At 37.6% G+C, this 20,204-nt stretch carries 17 protein-coding genes and 1 pseudogene; 14 read left to right on the top strand and 4 right to left on the bottom strand.

Annotation, left to right across the window (positions count from 1 at the left end):
* Nucleotides 1-5 precede the first annotated feature (5 nt).
* On the bottom strand, nt 6-734 hold the full coding sequence (locus tag A0256_23815; GenBank protein ID AMR34262.1) for a beta-ketoacyl-ACP reductase: 729 nt from the start codon (nt 732-734) through the stop codon (nt 6-8).
* Nucleotides 735-1,116: 382 nt separating this feature from the next.
* Here A0256_23815 and A0256_23810 point away from each other — a divergent pair, with 382 nt between their 5' ends.
* From A0256_23810 to A0256_23765, 10 genes are all read left to right on the top strand, one after another.
* Nucleotides 1,117-2,301: a hypothetical protein gene (locus A0256_23810; protein ID AMR34261.1), complete on the top strand. Its 1,185-nt coding sequence runs from the start codon at nt 1,117-1,119 to the stop codon at nt 2,299-2,301.
* A gap of 152 nt (nt 2,302-2,453) precedes the next feature.
* On the top strand, nt 2,454-2,828 hold the full coding sequence (locus A0256_23805; protein AMR34260.1) for an ACP synthase: 375 nt from the start codon (nt 2,454-2,456) through the stop codon (nt 2,826-2,828).
* A gap of 671 nt (nt 2,829-3,499) precedes the next feature.
* On the top strand, nt 3,500-4,459 hold the full coding sequence (locus tag A0256_23800; protein ID AMR34259.1) for a hypothetical protein: 960 nt from the start codon (nt 3,500-3,502) through the stop codon (nt 4,457-4,459).
* A 463-nt stretch (nt 4,460-4,922) separates the two neighbouring features.
* Nucleotides 4,923-5,960, top strand: coding sequence for a hypothetical protein (locus A0256_23795; GenBank protein AMR34258.1), 1,038 nt, complete (start codon nt 4,923-4,925; stop codon nt 5,958-5,960).
* 707 nt (nt 5,961-6,667) lie between these two features.
* The gene (locus A0256_23790; protein AMR34257.1) at nt 6,668-7,960 is read left to right on the top strand and encodes a hypothetical protein; all 1,293 of its coding nucleotides are present in this window, start codon (nt 6,668-6,670) and stop codon (nt 7,958-7,960) included.
* The gene (locus tag A0256_23785; GenBank protein AMR34256.1) at nt 7,960-8,802 is read left to right on the top strand and encodes a hypothetical protein; all 843 of its coding nucleotides are present in this window, start codon (nt 7,960-7,962) and stop codon (nt 8,800-8,802) included. Before A0256_23790 ends, A0256_23785 begins: the two co-directional genes overlap by 1 nt.
* 86 nt (nt 8,803-8,888) lie before the next feature.
* Nucleotides 8,889-9,179 carry a hypothetical protein gene (locus tag A0256_23780; protein AMR34255.1) on the top strand — a complete coding sequence of 97 codons (291 nt, stop codon included), beginning with the start codon at nt 8,889-8,891 and terminating at the stop codon, nt 9,177-9,179.
* 11 nt (nt 9,180-9,190) lie between these two features.
* The gene (locus A0256_23775; protein AMR34254.1) at nt 9,191-9,487 is read left to right on the top strand and encodes a hypothetical protein; all 297 of its coding nucleotides are present in this window, start codon (nt 9,191-9,193) and stop codon (nt 9,485-9,487) included.
* Nucleotides 9,488-9,586: 99 nt separating this feature from the next.
* Entirely contained in the window at nt 9,587-10,546 is a 960-nt protein-coding gene (locus tag A0256_23770; GenBank protein AMR34253.1) for a hypothetical protein, read from the top strand.
* A gap of 702 nt (nt 10,547-11,248) precedes the next feature.
* Nucleotides 11,249-11,980, top strand: a complete 732-nt coding sequence (locus A0256_23765; GenBank protein AMR34252.1) for a hypothetical protein — start codon at nt 11,249-11,251, stop codon at nt 11,978-11,980.
* A 1,232-nt stretch (nt 11,981-13,212) separates the two neighbouring features.
* On the opposite strand, the gene A0256_23760 is transcribed toward A0256_23765, so the two are convergent.
* Nucleotides 13,213-13,743, bottom strand: coding sequence for a hypothetical protein (locus tag A0256_23760; protein AMR34251.1), 531 nt, complete (start codon nt 13,741-13,743; stop codon nt 13,213-13,215).
* A 1,521-nt stretch (nt 13,744-15,264) separates the two neighbouring features.
* Between A0256_23760 and A0256_23755 the strand changes: the two genes are divergently transcribed.
* From A0256_23755 to A0256_23740, 4 genes are all read left to right on the top strand, one after another.
* Nucleotides 15,265-16,452, top strand: coding sequence for a hypothetical protein (locus tag A0256_23755; protein AMR34250.1), 1,188 nt, complete (start codon nt 15,265-15,267; stop codon nt 16,450-16,452).
* A complete protein-coding gene (locus A0256_23750; GenBank protein AMR34249.1) occupies nt 16,445-16,633 on the top strand; it encodes a hypothetical protein in 189 nt (62 codons plus the stop codon). Before A0256_23755 ends, A0256_23750 begins: the two co-directional genes overlap by 8 nt.
* A gap of 139 nt (nt 16,634-16,772) precedes the next feature.
* Nucleotides 16,773-17,348: a hypothetical protein gene (locus A0256_23745; GenBank protein ID AMR34248.1), complete on the top strand. Its 576-nt coding sequence runs from the start codon at nt 16,773-16,775 to the stop codon at nt 17,346-17,348.
* Nucleotides 17,349-17,380: 32 nt separating this feature from the next.
* Nucleotides 17,381-17,677: a hypothetical protein gene (locus tag A0256_23740; GenBank protein ID AMR34247.1), complete on the top strand. Its 297-nt coding sequence runs from the start codon at nt 17,381-17,383 to the stop codon at nt 17,675-17,677.
* Nucleotides 17,678-17,689: 12 nt separating this feature from the next.
* Here the strand turns inward: A0256_23740 and A0256_23735 are convergent, their stop codons facing one another.
* Both A0256_23735 and A0256_23730 read right to left on the bottom strand, forming a co-directional pair.
* On the bottom strand, nt 17,690-18,436 hold the full coding sequence (locus tag A0256_23735; GenBank protein ID AMR34246.1) for an ATP-binding protein: 747 nt from the start codon (nt 18,434-18,436) through the stop codon (nt 17,690-17,692).
* Between the two features lie 19 nt (nt 18,437-18,455).
* A pseudogene (locus A0256_23730) lies at nt 18,456-20,008 on the bottom strand (transposase).
* Nucleotides 20,009-20,204: the final 196 nt, after the last annotated feature.

The following is a 20,204-nucleotide window of genomic DNA, read 5'->3' as shown; positions in this document are numbered from 1 at the left end:
CAACGCTAAGAATAAAGGCCTCCATTGATGGAGAGTACCTGCCCGGTAATATAGCCAGCCTCTGCTGATGCTAAAAACGCTACAGCGTGGGCCACCTCTTCCGGGGTGCCAAATCGCTTTACCGGGATGATGGATGACAATTCTTTTTCATTGAGGCCCTCAGTCATGTCGGTTTTTATAAAACCCGGCGCAACTGCATTTACGGTTATTCCTTTACGGCCAACTTCCTGGGCCAGCGCTTTGGTGCCGCCAATTACACCCGCTTTTGCTGCAGAGTAATTTACCTGGCCCGCAAGGCCTTTAATGCCAGATAGCGATACCACATTTACTATCCTGCCATATTTTTGTTGGAGCATGCCGTTCAATACCAACCGGGTAACGTAAAAGAAGCCATCTAAACTGGTTTTTAATACGCCATCCCATTGTTCGTCGGTCATCCACATCATCAGGCCATCATCTTTAATACCTGCGTTATTTACCAATATCTCTATATGTTTTTCGGTATGGTGTACTAGCCAATCGCCTAATACACTTGCAATTTCCGCTTTGTCTCCAACATCAAAACGAAGCAACTCTCCAGTGCCTCCGTTTTCTTTGATCTGGGTAAGGGTGTGATCAGCTTCGGTTTGGTTGGCTTTATAGTTAATAATCACATAGTAGCCCAAGCTGGCCATTTTGTAGCAAATAGCTCTTCCAATTCCTCTTGATCCACCGGTTACTAATGCGCATTTCATATTTAAATGGAGAAATTTTTATAGTTGTGACTGTATGTTTTTCTGGTTTGATTATTGTAAAAGCATTATTAATTAACAGATTTGCTTTAAGAATTTAGCTGAACACAGCGCTGATCTTTACCAGACCATTAAATACTAACCTTACAGAGCCTGTGCAAAAGTAGAGTAAATATTTAAAGACGCGTTTTTTTGTTAGCGTGCTTTATTAGGTTTTGATCGGGAGTGTTGTTGCATCGCATTTGCGCCAGCGAGAAAAATAACTAAAAACAGGCACTGCGTTTTAAAAGTTGAATAAATTTGACGGGCAGTATGAACATGCATCAGGAGCTTTGTCCGAATTACAGAAAGTGATGATTGGGGCTTACCAAAACAGATAGAGGAATTGACGGGAATTAATAAAATATTTGACGATTTAAAAATTTGTGTAATTATACCCAGGTATATCAATACAGAAACGCTCGCCCTTTTACTTGCAGATGTTTCGGCGTACACATCAAATGTTTTCGTTGCCATTAGTGGCCTAACAACCGAAATGGCTGGCGTATTAAATGCCTATCCGTTTGTGAAGATTGTTGACTGTGCCGAAAATGCGGACAAGGGCCTAGCCCTGCGCAAATCATTTAAACATGCTTTGGCTTTGCACTTTGAATTTGCCATTTGCCTGGATGCCGACGGGCAATACTTCGCAAAGGATATTCCTGCCTTTGTCGAAAAACTGGAAACTGTTCGAAACGCTATCATCATAGGATCGCGTTTTACAGGGCAAACTGACACAGGCAGTAAAACTAATTTTTCACATAAACTCGCAAGTTTTTGGTTTAAAGTTGCAACAGGTGTAGCCTGTTCCGATACGCAGTCGGGTTTCTGTTTGTATCCATTATACTTGATGAAAAACAGAAAGTATGTTACCAATGGAGATGAATTTCAATGGGAATTGCTTATTCGTGCAGCTTGGGGCGGCATCCGTATAGATTCGGTACCGGTTGTTTATGCACCGAAAGAGATAAAGTCCAATTTAAGATTAGTAGTAAACCAGATCCGCTTAAATATGCTAAACTTATTGGCGGTGCTGATAGCCTTCGTTTACATTAAGCCCCGGAATTTTTTCCGCTTGATCTTCGTGGAAAAAAAGGCTAAAGAATTATTGAAACAGCATTTATTTAATTTTAACCAGTCGCCTGCGCTAAAGGCAACATCGGTAGGCGTTGGCGTCTTCATGGGTATCGCGCCGATCTGGGGGTTTCAAATGATCACCGGATTGCTTTTCGCCGCGATTTTCAGGCTAAATAAACCATTGGTGGCCATTGCATCGCATATCAGTATTCCGCCGATGATCCCGCTGGTTATCTTTCTGAGCTTCAAAGCCGGGCAAATATGGATGGGCGAGAAGGCTGCATCGATGGCTTTTATACCTAAGATTTCTTTGGAATCAATGAAAGAACACACGCAACAGTACCTCATTGGTAGCATTACCCTGGCTATTGCGGCCGGTTTGCTGGCTACCCTAATCACCTTTATCCTGCTTAAGATTTTTAATAAAAAAGCAGGCTCTGCCGATTTAAATTAACAGAATCAGGTTATCCGTGGAGAAACAGGCGACAGATTTTTACCACTGTAAAGAACTTGCAAAGAATTGTCAGTTGATGTAAAAACGGCGAAAATACGCCTAGTCCTATCTTATTTATGTTAAAATACCTAAGTTTGATTTAAAGGAATTAAATGATAGCCGGTATAGGTATTGATATTGTTGAAGTGGAGCGCCTGGCTGAAAAGATAAACAAGGGCGACAGTTTCCGCGATCTGGTATTTTCCGTCAATGAAATTACTTACTGCGAAGCCAAGACAAATAAGTTTGAGCATTATGCGGCCCGCTTTGCCGCCAAAGAGGCATTTTTTAAGGCTATCGGCACTGGCTGGCTCAAAGGCACATCCTTTAACCAGGTAGAGGTAGTAAACGATGAGTATGGTAAGCCGTCGATTGAGCTGTTGGATGAAACTAGTGTTACCATCGGCGCCATGCAGTTCAGCAATATTCTTGTTTCGCTAACGCACATTAAAAGTGCGGCATCGGCTGTGGTGATTATAGAAAAATAGTATAAGTACAATGCTAACTTGTACTGTCTAATTAGATGGCTATGCTCCAGATAGGATCGAACAACGGTACGATAAATAAGATCAGCCATATTTATAAATTTAACTTCAACTCCTACTAATTCTCCTTCGATTTATCGGCGTAAGCATCATCGAATTTTACTCCTTAGATGGTCTTTAATTCTAACATGCTAATCCTGGTAGTGCCTTCGATAGGTTCATTATGCCGCAACGGTGAGATGGATGTTGTCCCTCTGGGATTGACAACACCACTAAAGCAATGTAGTTGTGAATCTATCAGCAACTCCGTTTTTATCGGTAAGTTTCCCCGTACAAGCATTATAACTAGTTCTGTTTTGGAACTTAAATATGGAACTGGTTAATATTAGTCAGGTTAACTTTAAATTAATTCAACGATCGGTTTAACTAAAAGTATGAGTCACGTTATGGCAGCATACGTGTTTAGTTGCTGTTGTAATATGGTTGTGAAGAACAGAGCCTAATAGCTTAAAAGACAGGAGGGTGCGTGTAGTAGGGCTTACGTATCTCAAAATGTCTGCGGGTTATTGTTTTCATTGCAACAGATCTGTTGTCCCAAATTGGCACGAAATTGTATAACAGGGTGGCAGTTCATCGGGTTATATTTGCTATTCAATTATAAAAAATTAACCTTTATGAAAAGAAATCTAACAATCACGTGCGCTGCGCTGCTGTTGTATTTAACGGCTTGTAAGCGGGAAGATGCAGTAAAGCCTACAGTAAACAATCCTTTAGCAACCACCCATGTTGAAAGCCTGGCGGTACAAATAACTCCGTTGCTGGTAGCCGGTAAAGCGGGCAGTAGCGGTTTTACTGACGGTGTAGGATCTGCAGCCAGGTTTAAGTCAATTACCGGCATTTTCGTAGATGGCGACGGAACGCTGTACATTTGCGATTCGGGTAACCAGGCCGTCCGCAGAATTAGCATTCAGAATAAAGTCACCACGCTTAACATAGCCCCTGAATATTTTGGCGAAATTGAATTTAGCGAAGCCCCTTTTTATGTTGCCGTACTGAATAATGGCACTGTTGGCATTTCGGCAAACAAAAAGCTCGTACTTTATAAAGATGGTGCAGTTATTAAAAGCTTTAGCAATGCCGACAATGGCATCGGCCTTGTAGGTGGTTTGGACGAAGATCCCACAGGTACTTTTTTTTATATGACGCACACCTTTTTTAATCTACCAGCTAATCAAATCACAACCTATTTGGGTACCATCAAAAAAAACCAATTAAGTTCGTCATTTACAAAAATTTCCGACGAGAAAAGCGCTTATCAGCTTCATACCAGTTCCGTAGGTGTTAAATATCTAAGCAGCAATGGCGGCTTGTATACAATCGGCTCTACGGGCCTAAATCGCGTTTATGCCGACCTTAATACCGGAGTAATTCATGCATATGCTGTGAACAAAGCAGGAAACACGGTATATTTAACTACAGGTGATAATGGTGATATAAAAATGATAAAAAACAACCAGCTAACTACTATTTATAACGGTGCGCAGGCTAATGGAATTGCATTAGCGAATAGCGAAAAGTATCTTTACTACACCAGCGGGGATAATACGGTCAGAAGAATTCCGGTGCCTCAATAACATTCATACTGTAGCAATTGGGTTTTAATCAAATCCTTGCGGAGCCGCCGAATTTAAATTACTTAAATAACCGACTTAGAGCCTAACAAACCCGTTAGGCTCTTTATTTTATTAAGCTCATTTTTCTACCTGAAGAATCATCGCCGGTGATTTGAGCTTCTGTCTTGCTTAAGCAGCAATTTAGCGACAAAGGCTTGAAAATCAATGTATATGAAAGGCTTTGACTATACTATTTATCTAACTGTTTAATTTCAAATGACATCAACGAGCACTCGATATTGCTTTTACGAGCTAAGAAGTAATTCGCCTGCCTTGGCTTTTCTGAATAGGCTTCAGCAATCAGAAATTGTGGTCTAATTGTGAGAAATTGCCCCAACCATCACACGATTCGTTCAACATTTTTTCTGATAGATTAAATAAACTTCTTTATTGGATAGCTTTGAATGAACTATCGCATATCACAATGTTAATTTCACGTAATGGAACCGTTGATTTTTTAAGGTTTTTAGGATTATCTCTTATAATTCTTGCTCACTTATCCCCGCCTGCTTGGTTATTTCAACTCCGTAATTTTGATGTTCCACTTATGGTACTGGTCTCTGGCCTAACCTATTCAATCTATCCCTCAATTTATAGTTACAAAGACTATGTTAATAAGCGCATTAAAAGGCTTGTGTATCCTGCATGGACATTTTTAACAATATATTTTATATTCAATATGTTGATGGCAAATCCTTTTGATCACTTAACTTTTGGAAAGGTTTTTCACAGCTATACTTTTATTTCCGGCATAGGCTATGTTTGGATTTTTAGAGTGTTTTTAATCACCGCTTTATTTGCACCGCTGATTGAACGCTTCAATGCTTTGATACCTAGTAACAATCATTTTTTACTCATATTAGTCAGCAGTTTATTTGCCTACGAAATGCTTTTTCAATACAATTGGAAAGATTTACTTGGGGATAAGGCATATATTTATTTTGAGGCAGTAATTCTATTTGGTATCTTTTATATTTTGGTTTTTAGTTTGGGCACCAGATTATCATCATTTACCGGCGGCCAGTTCTTATTCTTACTATCTATATGTATAACATCAGTTTTTGGATTTGCCATATATTTTTTAATCAATTTAAATACTATTCCCCCAACGCAGCAGTTTAAGTTTCCACCTCGTGCATACTATTTAAGTTACAGTTTAGTACTTTGTCTACTCTGTTATGCTGCGAGCCCTACAATCATCAAGTTCATTTACAAAAGATTTTGGCTTAAAAACTTTGTCACTTTTGTTTCGTCGAATACAGTATGGATCTATTTTTATCATATAATTTTTATAAAAAGCCATATTACCAGTCACTTTTCTAATTTGCCCGCCAGTTATGTTTTTGTTTATGCAGCATCGGTAATGTGTTCCTTTATGCAATTTGCTATAGTGAACAGAGTTTTACCCAAAATAAGCAGCAGTACAGCGCAAAAAAACATAGGATTAATGTTTGTTGGATAGTCATAAATCCATCTATAGAGCTAGAATCAATTTCGAAAAGAATTACACTGCGGATTTCGCTGAAAGTTCATGCTGATCCGGTAAGAGTTCGATCTTCAATTTAAATTAGCTGTAGCAATACGGCTGAGCATCTGCGGCATTATGCACGGTGCAGTAGTAAATTTTGACATTATGTTTGTCAGGCTCGAATAGCAGGTACCTAATTCGCGCTGTAGCGCTCCAATATATTACCCTACCTTTATGCCATTCGTCCCTTCATTTAGTCAGATCCTGCAACTGTATGGCAATATACCTTTTAGTCAATAACAAATCAGTAGCAACGACCGATGGAAACCGCGCCAAAACTGCGCTTAAGAATCTTATTTCCTCAGAATTGATAGATTTGAATAGGGTAGAAACGAATATCGGTTTGCCGAACTATAAACAATAAATTAAAGAAAATCTGTATTTGAAAATTCTATGGGCAACTTAGGGCATAAAAAAAGCCTCTCAGATTTCTCTAAGAGGCTTTTTTTGTGGTATCAGCTGTACTCGAACCTAACTGTAACATCCGATTAAAAGCGTTTAAAAGAAATGCGTTTTACTTATGGATGCTTGTATAATAAGAAAGCAAGATAAAACAAAATCAAGATAAGTTAAAAATAAGTGTACCCAAATTTGTACCCATAGTAAAAAACAGTTAGCTTTGATTAACAAACGTTAAAATCATGGCAGAAGTTAATTTTTATCTAAGGGAAACTACTCCAAACAAGGTCACAGCAGTAATGATGTTCTTTTCATTTAGGAACACTCGATTTAAAATTGGTACTATTGATAAGATCAATACAAAATATTGGGATAGTGAAAATCAAAGGGCAAAACAAACCAAAGCCTTTCCAACATACCCGGAATTTAACACTGCTTTGCAGAATAAAAGAAACATTGCTTTAGATGTGTATCGCGCTTACTTGAATGATAACGATCAACAGCAACCAACGTCCGCGCAAATTAAATTATTAATAAAAGGGAAGCTAGTTGCTGAACCCGAACTAGATGATACTCGCATTTACGACCTATTAAGCTTTACAGAATTATTCATTAAAGAAAGCGAAACGGGGAAACGATTGAGCGATAGGGGTACACCAATACAGTCTAATACTATTAAGATTTATAGAACACTTAAAAAGAACCTTATAGAATTTAAAGCAAGCAAAAGTTACAATCTTGCCTTCGAAAAAATTGACTTAGCTTTTTTTGAAGATTATAAGGAGTATATGACTTTTGAAAAGTTATACGCCACCAATACACTTTCTAAGCATATAAGATTTTTAAAGGTGATTATGAATGATGCCGTTGCAAGGAATTTGACAAAGACGGCTTTTACAGGCAAAAGATATAACGCCAAAACAGAACAAACCGAAACCGTTTATTTAGATAAAGCGGAATTAAAAAAGCTTTATGAACTTGATTTAAGTGAAAATACACGTTTAGAGCGCGTTAGAGATTTGTTTTTGGTAGGGTGTTGGACTGGCTTAAGATTTTCAGATTTCAACGACATAAGTCAGAAAAATATCAAGAAGGACTTTATAGAAATTAGAACCCAAAAAACTAAAAAAACTGTGATAGTACCTATTCATTCATATGTTAGGGAGATCATGAAAAAGTATGCCGGTAAAACTGAAAATAGTTTGCCTCCAACTATCAGTAATCAAAAAATGAATGAGTATTTGAAGGAGATCGCCAAAGAGGCGAAATTTAACGAATTAGTTTCACTTCAATTCACAAAAGGCGGCAAACAGGTAATTACAAACGTTGCCAAACATAGCCTTATATCAAGCCATACAGCTCGCCGTAGTTTCGCAACTAATATGTACTTAGATAATTTCCCAACGATCAGTATAATGGCTATTACGGGCCATACTACCGAAAGTTCATTTATGAAATATATACGGGTAACTCCAAAGGAACACGCTGAAAAACTAAAGCAACATTGGAATGAACCATTATTAAAAGCGGTATAATGGTTCGTAAAACTGAAAAACTGGATACATTTTGCAAAAACCAGACTAAAATCCCAACACTGGGTTTTGGTAAAATAAAAGGTCAAGTTACGTTCGAGCGTTGGTACGAACAGTATAATGAATCCCCTAATATTCTAAACGTACATTTAAAAACTATGTCGGACTTCGTTTTTTCGGAGGTTAATTATCCGATGTTTTTTTTAGAGATGCAAAAAGAGGTCGTGAATGAGATTGAAGAAAATATTCTTCATACATCAACACCTTATCAATTAGAAAGTTACTTTACTCTTATTAAAAAAAAAATAGAAAATTTCTTTATTAAAGCGGAATATGACTTATATAATTGGAATAGGGTTGAATTTGATTTAGAGCGTTACGATTTCAAAACTCCAATTTCTTCCGAAAAAGTCAATAAGTTGCTGTTTAATTTCTGTTTATCTAAGGCTAAAGATTGCTTAACTTGCTTTATGCAAGTGCAGGCGTTCATTAAAGAACAAGAAAATATGTATTTAAGTAAGCCGGAAATTGCCGATTCCGTTGAGGTAGCGGATATTTCCAATAAACTCGCTCACAAAATCCTTCTCTTGCATGAATTGGGAATTATTGAATACTTGCAAAAAGAATATTTTCATTCTCAGCAGGTTTTAAGGAATGGAACTGATTTAGCTAATTTGATTTCTAAAATTATCGGGGAGACTAAAAGTGGCACGGTTAGAAAGGATATTTCCGGTATTTACTCCAAAGGAAAAGATAGTATTATGACTGAAAAGGGAATAAGGGCAGTTAAAACATTTCTCGCACAGTTAAATATTCCATTGAAGCGTTTAAAAGATACAGATTGATTTAGTTTCATCAGTTTGTCAGAACCCCATTTTTCCCCCGTGGTGAGGTTACTTTCCTTTGTCTTATTAATATTAAAAACAAGACAATGGCAACACAAACATTCACCACAACCTATGAACCTGCAGAGTTTAAAATACTCTTAGCGGATTGCATTTCAGAGTCTGTACGCGCTGAAATCTACAAAGTTATCACAAATCAAAAAGCCGAGAAAACAATTTACACCCGGCAGGAAACCGCGAAATTGTTAGATATTTCCTTGCCGACATTAAATGAGTACACAAAACAGGGATTTATCGTAGCCTATCGCTTAGGTTACAAAGTAAGGTACAAACTGGAAGATATTCAAAACGCATTGACTCGAATTAAAACCAAATAATTTAATTCGATATGTCAACACTTGAAAATAATCCAACAGAACTGCCTTTATATTTTGATGGCAGAGGCGAAGTAAAAGGTTTTGTATTCAAACAGGTCAAACGTTCAAATACAGCCTATCTATATGAGGTTTCAGACACTTTTGGCAATAAGTGGTACGAAGTGTTCAAACGAAAGATAAATGCCCGTTTTGGCAATATTGTATATCCAAAACAAGATGCATTCGGTGTTAGTGCCTGGAGTGCGAGAACATTCGAACTTGCCAATCAGCGATTTGAACTTATAACAGAAAGGAGCGTTCAAAAATGAACACTCCCTTACATTCTTTAGTCCTTCAGCACGACAAAGATAAATCAAATAAAATTGAACTTGTATCAGGAATTATAGCCTATCGTGAAAGGGGGTGTGATGGAAAATGAATTAAAATACATTCACTTCCCTTTGTGCTTAATAAAGCATCTTTTTATTTCTAAAGATCAAATATCGGCTATCGACAACATCTTCGATGTAGGGATATTTAACTATTCAAAGACATTTAGGGTTGACGATGTATCGGTATATAGACAGGTAATTTATTGTTATTACAGGAAAGGACTTACAGATAAGCTTTACCATTATTTAGAAGATTTGTATCGAAATAAGGTCTTAAGCTTTGATCAGGATTATAACGGTTTCCAAGGCGATGAATTTGACCCTTATGAGTTAGACGAACTTATTGGTTACGCCAAAGATCATATCGCTTTTCGAGATATGAGCGTTGAATTTTACAAAATGGACTTAGCAATGAAGTCTTTAGGTTTGACAGGAAGTATAGACAGAATATTGGGAAATGCCGAAAAGGTTGAAAAGGCGGTGATTAAGCATGAACGTATATATGGTAAGGATCCATCAGTAATGCTTAAAACTGAATTGATATTTGACTTTTATAGAAAGACAAAATCTTTTAACGACATCGTATTGCTAGCCGCTTTTGCAGCCGTTAAATCTATAATTGGCAAAAAAGATTTCGCAGGCACAACAAAAAAAATGATTGTTTCCCGGATGATAGGTGCAAAGTCCGAAAAGGTCTTAGAGGACTTTTTAAAGAACAAAGAAATAGAAAAAGTTTATGTCAAGTATCTTAAAAGGTATTGGTTTGATAAACTTATCTATCAGCTTTTACAAAGAGGCTTCGTAAAATCAAAATTGTCTTTGACTTTTGGTGTAAAAAGCAGAATGTATTTGTCTTGCAAATTGAACTACGAACAACTTACGGTAGAGATTGCTGATTATTGGAATAATGTAACAGGCAACAAAAAGCTTAAAGAATTAAAGGAGAAAGAACGGAGTGCTAAAAAACAATTCTTTGCATTGATTACAGCACCTTAATAAGCGAATCACAATTACAACAGATCAACAGCATAGTATACCGCACTATTAATAACTCTTACACTAGTAATACTGTTAGAAATAACACAAATAAAAGATTATACGTCTGTCGACGATGTGTGTTTAACTTTTATATTTTGCCGGTTAGATTATTTACCTTGAGAGGCGAAATTTAGCAATGAACCAATTTAAAAACTCGCCTTGGCGGATAAAGTAGGGGCTTAAAAATAGGTAATGTATTTAATGCCGGTCTTGCAGAAGTAGAAAAAGGCAGAAAAGCAGAATTATTAGCATCACCACGATAAAAGGGGATGATCAAAATAGAACACAGCATACTAATAACATCAATTTCAGACGTAGTCTTTAGGGAATTTGAAAAGTAGCTATATGCCAGTTTGAGAAAGCATATGTCAAGCGAACAATAAATATTGTCTAATTTTATTTAGCAATTAGAATTTTGTCTTTACCGGTTAATTTGTAACCATCATCTCTTTTTTTGTGAAAACCCCTCATCATAAGAAAACTATAGTAGCTTAATAAATTTGTGAGATATCCATAAATCGGTTTTTATTGGCTAATGCTATTTAACGAATTTGAGAGTATCAATTATTGCTCTATATGTGAGGTTTTCTGCAGGCATGATGTAAGATTGAGAAGATAAATTTAACTCATTATTAGTGTACAATTATCTACATTTAGTGTATGGAGAATTACTACTTGTTTCTTGATGAAAGCGGTGACCATGGGCTATCAAATATAAACGCATCATTTCCAGTATTTTTGCTTTGCGGTGTTTTATTTAAAGACATCGATTACGAAAAGTGCAGGGATGAAGTAAACGAAGTTAAAGAGAAATTTTGGGGGAATAAGGAGGTTATATTTCACTCAAGCGATATTAGGAGAATTAGAAAGGAGTTTCAAATATTCTTTGACTTGGATTTAAAGGCAGACTTTATTTCCGACATTAATACTATTATTTCAGGTAACACATATACCATAATAGCAGACGGTATACATAAAGAACATTATATAAAAAAATACGGAAAACTCTCAAATGTGTATGAACTATGCTTATCGTTTATTATAGAACGAGCGGTATTTAAGTTAGATGAAATACCAAATGCAAAAACTTTGTACCTTGTTATAGAGGAAAGGGGCAAAAAGGAAGACCAAAAATTAAAAACATATATTTCGAAAGTCTTAGATAGGGGTACAGCATATGTTAAACCAGAGCGCTTAAAACAACTAAATGTAAAAGTTGAGTTTAGATCAAAAAAAGCTAATGTAAATGGTTTGCAAATTGCTGATTTGGTAGCTTATCCAATAGCTACTCATATAATTAATGAAAGAAGAGCCAATCCTGCTTTTGACATTTTAAAGGATAAATTTTATAAGCGTAATGGGGTTATTTACGGATTGAAGAAATTCCCATAAAAGCAAAAAACCAATATCATTTAAGATATTGGCCCTATGCCGAATTGCGACACGCAGTTCCCATGGCAAATATATGTATTATTAGTAGTAAAGCTTACTAATTTTCAGATTTCCCTTTTCTTTTTTTTCTGGAGGTGTCTTAGCACTAACTGCTATGCTTATCATTTGTTCAAGGGTGCCACCAAAAGATTCCTTTTCTTGATACTTTTCTGCCCTTGGCTTTGGTTCTACGTTCTTTTTTCTTTTGCCAAATGTACCACATAATTACTTACAGCCAAGAGGAACAATGCCTCCTTTTGAGACATTCTTAGTATATAAAAGGGGTTGATTTTATATAACCGGGGTAGGCGATAATATTAAATGGTTTTAGGAATGTTAATGTATGACAATCCCCCATGCAGAAATTGCCAAAAAATTAACAATCAAAAATGCCTTTTATAATCGCATAAAATCACACTTTATTGATAGAAAATTCTTACATATTTATCAACATACGACAGCGTTCGTAAGTATCTGATTTGGTTATCTTTATATCAATAATATTTGCCTAGACTAAATGTTTATTTAATTGTTGGTTCAAATATAGATTAATGTAGGATTAATGCTTTCAATACTAAGGATTGCATTCATCTTATCAAATTGTATATTATCACAAATATTTAAACAGTTAGACATTGTTATACCAAAATTGTCACATGATTAAGGTCATCCGAATCACAGCCTTTGCGATATTCTATTACTCTATTTCATTTGCGCAATTAATGTCCTTCACAGATTTAAGGGCTTTATTTAAATGGGATATATCGGAACTACCTATAAGCAGGGCGGCATAGTGGACATACAAAAAACAATTTTACTAACGTCGGGGCCATCGTAGTAGTAGGTCAACACACCTTCATATTGCGTATATAAGCAATAATTATTCTAGGGTAGTACTTATGTTTAGTTGTAATTAATTCGTCGTATTTGTGCAATTATGGAATAAGCCTTGTTTAAATTGCAGGCATCAAACACCGTATAGGATTTGCCCATAAACAAAGTAATATTAACCCTCCTTATTTGACCTATGTATCCCCCGTAGGCCAACCCAAAAGGAAATACAAAGGCAAAAACGGCGCAAAAGCCTAATCAAAATAAATCAGAGGAACAAATAACGGACGGTTTAAACATGCCGTTGGAACAAATGATGCAAATACTTGGTTATACAGATAAAATCAAGTCAAGCAAATAGTTTATCGTATTTTAGAGATAAACAAATCACCGTACTTAAACGCCTCTAAATCATTCCCGTTTTTAAACACTAATGTAAACGGGTATGTTTGTTTTCCGAGCATTGTCCTTGAAACATCAAAGGCGGTAAATAAATCATCTTTCTTATACTGTATAGCTATTATCCCATGGTAACACTCTTCGCCATTCATAAGGATAGCAATCTCTACTGATTGCTTAGATTGAATTATTTTATAGCAAATATTTATTTTATATCCCAAATCAAAGCCGTAGCGATGGATATTATAAAAACCCCCCTCTTTATCCATCATTGACCAAGAGGGTACTTTCCACCTTTGGCTATCTTGTGTTTGACCAAACTCATACCTGTTCGGGTTAATGTGATCAGCAGCCATTTTAGACACATCAAATCCAGTTTTAAAATCAAAACAAATAGCGGTTGTTGTTGGAGTTACTTCATTGTAAAAGCATCCCTGAGCCTTACAAATAGGAACAATGGCTATAAACATAGCCAGTAGAATAAATTTTCTCATTGTCTTAATTTGAGTAAAGAATATGGCGTAGCTATTGTAAAATTCAGCTACTCAGGGTTACGACGCCCTACACGCATAAAAGATACAGCTACGCCATTACAGCGTACCAAATCTTCATATTGCGTGTACATCAAGGTCGTAATTTGAGTAGCAATAAAATTTAGTACAATATTTTTAACACCCGAAGATAAATATATTTCAGCATAACAACGGTATGCCTTATTTTAGGAAATGGTACATAAAGATTACACAAACCCAAACAAATAATAACAGAAATTAAATAATTCTATTAAACACATGAATACAACGCCAAGGGTATATAGATGCTAATCATATTAATCAACTTAGTTTCCGAGATAATTATAAGGGGATTAACTTTCTGTTTCAATCAAATGATAGAAATCGGCTGTTGTGGCGACATACTTTGTAGACCAGGCTTTGTTGTAGATAAGATTTTAGCCTAGGTTGCTATTTCGACCGGTAAGGTTGCAAGATTCTTTTTTACATGGCGTAACCAATCGCAGGTTTAGAATACGTCAGAAGGGGGGAAGGCAATTATGAAAATGTTTCAAGTAACTGATATATTGTAAATAAATAGCCTAAAATATTATTTAAATAAATTCAATAGGGGTTTTAATACAAAGTGTACCCATTTTTGTAACCATAAAAACAAAAAACCCCTTAAATATTATCTAAGAGGCTTTTTTTGTGGTATCAGCTGTACCAGAACCCTATATATAACAGCTTGATTTACTGTTTATTATTTACATGCTTTCTAAAAGGTATCCTTTTTGGTATCACACTAATAACGTATAGAATACCTTACTTTTGATACTTGAAATCTGCATGGCGAATATACAATTATCGTTTAAAATTATGTGTAAAGTATGCTTTAAGTTTGTTTCAAAGATTAATAGCTGGCTTAAATAAATTGGTTTGAGGTTTATTGAAACTAGATCACTTATTCAAAATGAATACATCTACCTTAATAATTGCTTTAAAATCCTTAAAATATTTGTGTCATCCTTCGAGGCAGTCTTTCGTCACGTTGATTGTTATGAGTTTTATTTAATACAAACGGATAAGAGTCCAAATTGACAAATCTTTTAATCTAATTACTTGAAATGGGTTGTTAAGCCATATGTTTTAACTTAAGCATTTTACAGAAAAACGTTATATCAATTACCGTTTTATGTAATATAATCTGTGTAACTGTTTAGTGTAATGGAGCTTGCAGGTATAAAAACGAACATTTGCATAGATTTCCAGATTACATTAAAACCTTCGTTTTTCTGTAACCCAAATTATAAAAAACTAATCATCAAAAACTAAAATTCTGATTTAAATGGTGGAATGGTTTAATGGAAATGAATTTGAAAATATCAGATCACACAAATCAATCCTAAAATATCGAAGCGTAACACTATATTTAAAAAGGTTGCAGTAACCAAATATTGTTTAGGTTTATAAATTCTTTTTAGCCGGTCTTTCCGAATACCTCATTCGTTTAAACAAGTGTAAATGTCCGACAAAGTGGGATTGAAATTTGACATGGTTAATAAGGTTGCTGACCATGTTCCGGCAATGCTCGCCTATTGGGATAAAAACCTCGTTTGCCGATATGCTAATTCGAGTTATTTGGACTGGTTCGAGCAACCGGCGGAAGAATTGATCGATAAAGTTTTGTTACCAGGGTTATTGGAGGCACATTTTTTCCTGAACAGTAAACATATATCCGGTGTGCTCGACGGTAAAGTACAGATATTCGAAAGAGAAATCCCGGTTATATCTGGGGAATCAAGGAAGTCGATCGCAACATATACGCCTGATTTTGAAGGAAACAAGGTCATAGGCTTTTTTGTCCATTTAGCTCAGTTAAAAGGAGAGAGAGACGTCAGCTTAATTGTAAATACTGAAAGCAAAATTGCTCAAGCAATAGATAATTTGCCTTACAGGACACAAATAATAGATCAGGTAGCCCTATCACTAAAATCCGACGTGCTCAGTATATTTCCAGGTATAGAGTCCCTTGCCAAAAAGCATTTTATCTCTTCTACAAGCTTAAAAAGGGGTTTTAAAGCTAAATTTAAATGCACACTTTTTTCATTTTACCGAACCCTGCAAATGGAGATAGCTGAAAACTATTTGACTGAAAAAAAATGGAGCAAAAAGCAAGCTTCAGCGCATTTCAGTTTTGCTAATCAAAGTAATTTTAACGACTGTTACCGGAAATATCTCGACCAGAAAAACAACCGTTTAGAAGTTATTGCCTTACAACTGGAATATCAAGATCTTCATAAAACCCTTGTGAGCCAACTTCCTTCTTCCGTTGCCATGCTCGGCCGCGATTTTCGTTACCTTGCTTGCTCAAAACTTTGGGTAACCTATTACAATCTAAACGAACAAGAGGTAATCGGCACGGAATTCAAAGGGTTCTTTTTAGAATACTCGAGCAGGCATAAAGCTATGTTCAAAAGATGCCTGGATGGTGAGACATTGAGCAGTAACGGAGACGAAGTTCTCAAGGATGATGGATCGAGGTGTTGGATCAAGTGGGACCTTCGGCCATGGTATAACCACCAGCAACAAATAGCCGGTGTTATAATTACAACGGAAGATGTAACATCTATAAAAGTTTTGGATGCCGCCAATATAAAATTGTTTGAAGTCCTGAACAAAACCAATGAGATTAGCCGCATAAGTGCTTGAAAAAAAATCGATAATGGTACCCCCTCATCGAGCAAAATTGCGTGATATCCTCGATGTTTCGGAGGATCATGAGCCCACGTTTCAATTTGGCTTTAAAATTTTAAAGCGCCAAAAGACCGTGAAATGGTTAAACCTGCCCTGGACAATTCAGTGGCCAAGAGTCATAAAGCCGAATCCGTAATTTGGTATCTGAAAAGTAAGAAATATTAAGCCTTTTACAGGGTGTTATAAGCCGTCTTCCTAGAAACATCATGAGTAATTACTGGTAACCTTGCTCACTAGATAATTAAAGTATGTTAAGCGAGGATTCTTTATCAGAAATGCTTAAACTTCATACACGAAGAGAACATCAGCAGCTTAAAAAAGTGATGTCAATTGTGGTTGGCGAACTTCTTTCTAAAAAAGATCTTTTAAAACTGCTGGAAGTTTTTTACAGGTTTTTTAGCCCACTTGAGTCTATAATCGATCCTCATTTGGCCGAATTCGGCCATTTGGAATTCCATCATAGGCGCAAATCATACGCGCTTTTAAAAGACATTACATTTTTAGGAGGTCACTCCACTATAACTACTGATAATCATATCCTTCCTGACATCGTTAATTATTTAGATGCGCTTGGGGCAGTGTATGTCATGGAGGGTTTAACGCTTGGCGGAAAATTCTTTATTAGGGCGATAAATGCCAAGCTAGGTCTTATCGACCAAAAAGGGCTTTCCTATTTCTATGGTTACGGGTCCGAGACTATGGACAAGTGGCTGATATTCAACAAGGAGTTAGATTGGATTCCGGAAGTCCATTTTGAACGTATTGTAAAGAGTGCGAACAGAACGTTTCAAAACTTGCGTTCGTTGCTGGAATTTGATATTAAACGAGACAGAGTTACCTCAATGTCTTAACAATCCCTTTAGTTATTTAAAAACCTAAAGCTATGCTCAAAGTTGACTTCACAAATTGCGATCGTGAACCAATACATATTCCCGGGAGGGTGCAAAGCCATGGGCTGTTAATTAGTGTAAATGCTGATTTCAAAATAACAGCTTGCAGTGATAATATTCGTGAGTTTTTCCCGGTTTCCATGTACGAAGTTTTCGGCAAACACCTGTCTTTTATAGTGTATATTATGGAGATGTTGACCACCCTGTTTCGGGCCAAATTGACCCAGGGGTTAGCTGACTTTTGGGTTGCAGCAAATGCTATAAAAGCATGTACAAAAATAGTTATTTAAAAGGTAATTTCATTAATGGCTGTTTTCCGGTTCAACATTACGTTTTCTTCTCATAGATTCTCCCTTTAGCTCGATACGGTGTGCATCATGAACGATCCGGTCAAGGATCGCATCAGCAACCGTTTTTTCACCGATCACTTCAAACCATTTGCTCACCGGCAACTGCGAAGTGATGATCAGCGAGGTCTTACCGTGCCTGTCTTCAATGATCTCCATTAGTGCAGCCCTGCTTTGTGCATCAAAAGGCTGGATACCAAAGTCGTCGAGTATGAGCAATTGCTGCCTTTCGATCTTAGCCAGCTCTTTCATGTAGGAGCCGTCCGCCTTGGCCATCTTCAGTTTAGCGAACAGTTTGGGCGTACTGGTGTACAATACCCGGTAGCCCAATACACAGGCCTGGTAACCCACAGCAGAAGCAATATAGCTTTTACCGATGCCTGTACTCCCGGTAATCAGCAGGTTCTCGAAGCGATCAACAAACGTACAGTCCGCCAGGCGCATGATCTGGTTGCGGTCGATACTTCGGTCGGCATGGTAGTGAACGTCCTCTATAGCGGCTTTATAGCGGAATCGGGCATAAAGGATCGTGCGTTCAATACGCCTGTTCTGCCGGTCGTCCCATTCTGCATCTACCAGGTGGGCCAGCAGTTCATCTGCCGTATAGTCGTTTGTTTTACCGGTTTCCATGCTGCTTTTAAAGGCATGGAACATCCCGAAGAACTTCATCTTCCGCAGTTTGTCTAAGGTACTTGTGTTCATGTTATTGTTGTTTTAATGGTTATTTGTAATAGTCTTTTCCCCGGATATTACCGTGATCAGGCATAGGTAGCTCATCGGCAAATATGCTTTCCTCATAATTGTCCATCTTGTTTTCCAATATGGTTTGTATCGTTTTATAGCTATAAATACCATAACTGAGCCCCCGCTGACAGGCCATTATTAACCGGTCGTTCCCTGCTTTTTTTGCAAAGCCAAGTATCCCCAGGCAGGATTTGTAAGCCTGTTCGGGGTGTTGTTTACGCTCCAGTATCTGATGGATATATAGCCTGACATCCTCATGGATGGAGGTCGCCCAATTGAGGAACATATCCGGTGTCCAATCACTTTTAAAGCGATGGGCACTGGCCATATGTTCTTTGTCGGTAGTATAACCGTAGGGGTTCTTTTCGCGCTGGTGCAAAGCGATACGCTCATAATTGTAGTAGATCTCTACAATGGTGCGGGAGTATAACAGCTTGACCTTTTTGCCGATGAAGCGGTAAGGCACACTGTAATAGTGTTTATCCGGGCCGAGATTGACATGGCCGTTCTTGATCACCCTGGCATAAAAGTGCTTTTTGAACTGGTAACGCAGGACAGGCAGGGGTGCCAGGGTGCCACGCTCTATCTCTTCAAACTGTAGTATCCTGCTATAATTGCGGCCTTTGAGCAACTGGCTGTTATGGGCTTCCAAGGCCTGCCAGATCGCTGTATTGAGTTCTGTTAAAGAATGGTAGATATGCTTGTTTAAAGGGGCGTATACCTTAGTATAAATGATCTTAACGGCCCCTTCTACCAATGCCTTGTCGCGCGGGCGGTACGCCCGCGCCGGTAATATGGTAGTGCCATAATGATCGGCAAAGTCTTCAAATGTTTCGTTGAGGGTAGGTTCATAGCGGCTGCTTTTGGTTACGGCCGCCTTCAGGTTATCCGGCACAATGGCGGCCGGAACGCCGCCGATAAAGTGCAAGGTATTCTCGCAGGCCGCTATAAAGTCTTCCTTTTGCTGGCTCATAACAGCCTCTACATAGGTGAGCTGGCTGGCCCCAAGGATTGCCACAAAAACTTCTACTTCAATGACTTCACCGGTTTCCTTGTCCGTATAGCTCATCTTTTCACCCGCAAAATCGACGTACAGTTTGTCCCCGGCCTTGTGATCCATGTGCATGGTCGGATTGACCTTGGTCTTCCACTGGTTGTAATACGTGCAAAATTGGGTGTACTTATAGCCCTCGGGGAACTCCTTGATATAGGCTTCCCACAAGATCTGCCGGTTCATACCAGTCTTTTTAAGCTCTTTATCGACGTGGGGGAAGCAGCGCAGCATGGATTGCATACGGCTGCTTGGCTGGTTGTTTTCCCTGGTCTTGCCGAAAAGTCTTCCAGTTCCTTATCATTAAGGTTATTAACTTCTTCAAAGGTAAAGCCGCTCTTCTTAAGGACGGCCAGGTACTTTCTTACGGTATTCCGGGATGAATCAATCTGGGCAGCTATAAATCGCGTGCTGCGACCCTGGCTGTTCATCCTTAAAATCTTTCTAATCTTACTCATGCTGATTGTCAAATTGGCCATCTTAGAACGGGTCTTTTGCCCTCAAAAGATGGTTGCTTCTACAGCATTTGCTACGCGTTTTGGTGGGTCAGTTTGCCCCGAAATACCATGGTCAGTTTGCCCCGAAACAGTGGGTCAGCTTGCGCCGAAATAGTGTGGTCTCATTCATCATAATCTCCACCCTATATTGGCGATATAACCAATAAGCCACCAATTC

The sequence above is a fragment of the Mucilaginibacter sp. PAMC 26640 genome (genome assembly GCA_001596135.1).
Taxonomy (GTDB): domain Bacteria; phylum Bacteroidota; class Bacteroidia; order Sphingobacteriales; family Sphingobacteriaceae; genus Mucilaginibacter.
This window is presented reverse-complemented; position numbering and strand designations above follow the sequence as displayed.